The following is a 238-nucleotide window of genomic DNA, read 5'->3' as shown; positions in this document are numbered from 1 at the left end:
AAGCAGCACTTGCACCAAAACAATTACAAACACCCGAATACGCAGCAGTCACCAACTATGGCTATCATTTAGATGCAGGTAAATTTGCCGAGTTTTTAAAAAACCACTGTGTTAAAAACTTACATGTTACACATATTACTGACGATGTAACCCACGTTATTAATGACGAGCATGGCTATATTGCCTCATTAAAAACAAATAAAAATGGCGATATAACAGGTGATTTATTTTTAGATTG

Annotated in this window: 1 protein-coding gene; it reads left to right on the top strand. The window is 34.9% G+C overall.

Going from position 1 to position 238, the window contains the following annotated elements:
• Nucleotides 1-238 (top strand): tryptophan 7-halogenase (locus SB756_RS35075; protein WP_410913882.1); only part of this gene is annotated, 238 nt, incomplete at both ends.

This window comes from Pseudomonas sp. SIMBA_068 (assembly GCF_046534705.1).
In the GTDB taxonomy this organism is placed as follows: domain Bacteria; phylum Pseudomonadota; class Gammaproteobacteria; order Pseudomonadales; family Pseudomonadaceae; genus Aquipseudomonas; species Aquipseudomonas putida.
This window is presented reverse-complemented; position numbering and strand designations above follow the sequence as displayed.